This is a genomic window from Agrobacterium sp. ST15.13.015 (assembly GCF_027871645.1).
In the GTDB taxonomy this organism is placed as follows: Bacteria; Pseudomonadota; Alphaproteobacteria; order Rhizobiales; family Rhizobiaceae; genus Agrobacterium; species Agrobacterium leguminum.
The window spans coordinates 1-1,247 of the sequence record NZ_JAQAHF010000044.1 but is presented as its reverse complement, the minus strand read 5'-3'; the positions used below and the strand labels follow the sequence as shown (position 1 = coordinate 1,247).

Annotated in this window: 1 protein-coding gene; it reads left to right on the top strand. The window is 57.0% G+C overall.

The genetic code is table 11. From position 1 onward, the window contains the following. A partial coding sequence (locus tag PIB16_RS26630) for a hypothetical protein (protein WP_161596401.1) occupies window positions 1-1,247 on the top strand: 1,247 nt, incomplete at both ends.

The window sequence follows — 1,247 nt, the reverse complement described above, 5'->3', positions numbered from 1 at the left end:
GAAAGCCGGGCAGCGAGCTCTACCAGGACAAATTCCCAGCCTTGCCGGACTACACAGCCGCCATCGATCGGATTGCAAAACGCCAGGAAGTTGTCGCGGCACGTGGCGAGGAGAAAACTTCCGCCCCGATAGACCTGGCGCCCCAAACGCCGCCCGACGCTGCCGATGCGGCAGTCAATAACCAGAAAAGAATCGTCGAGGCCTTGCAGGCAGGCGACCACAAGAAGCTTGTGGAAACGCTAGCCGCAACCGGCTCCCTTGTTGAGAACACAAATCTCGTATCAACGTTGAAAGCGATAGCGCAGACTTATGAAAGAGACATTAGTGCGGACCCCGAGAAAGTCCGCGCTCTCTACGCCAACAAACGTGATCATGTAGATTTGCTTGCCGAAGAGATCGAAAAGCAGGGCCTTGCATCCGGTCGCCTGAGTGGCGACCCTGTCAGCTTCAAGGCGTTTAACAACAAGGATATCCGTTTCAGGGTCGGTGACAGGCTCAGCGTCACTAGCAGCTATAGGAATCTCATTGCCGGTGAAGCCGGCCGGATCGAAAAGATCGAAGGCAAATCCGTTACCTTCAAACCCGATGGCAGCAGTCAGAGCAAGACCTTCGAGGCCAGCACCGGCGAGCCGGGTGACAGGGGTGTCAAGGGCTATAAGATTGAGGGGCCCACGACAATCATCGGCTCCGCCTACGAAATCAGAAATCACGACGATGGCAGGCGCGTCGATCAGGTTTATGTCTTGCACAGTGCCATTTTCGGCTCAAATGCCGCGAGCGCCCTGTTGAGCAAGGCCGACGAACGAACCCAGGTTTTCACCGTGCAAAGCGACACGGCTGACAGACACATCTTGGCCAGCCAACTCAGCAAGCCTGGCAGCGAGCTCTATCAGGACAAATTCCCAGTCTCGCCGGACTACGCAGCCGCGATCGACCGGATCGCGAAACGCGAGGAACTTAGGGCCGGACGTGGCGAGGAAAGTCCTACTGTTCAAATGGAGCCGGTGAACCAAACGCCCTACGAGGCGGGACATTGGACGCCTGACAGTCAAAAATCTGTGGTGGAAGCCCTGCAGGCTGGCGATCACAAGAAGCTCGTGGAAACGCTCGCCGCAACCGGCTCCCTTGTCGAGAAAGCGGACGCCGGGTCGGCGCTGAAAGCAATGGCGGATGCTTACGAAAGGGATATCAAGGCAGATCCCGAAAAGGTCCGCATGCTCTATGCCAATCGGCGCGTTGATGTAGAT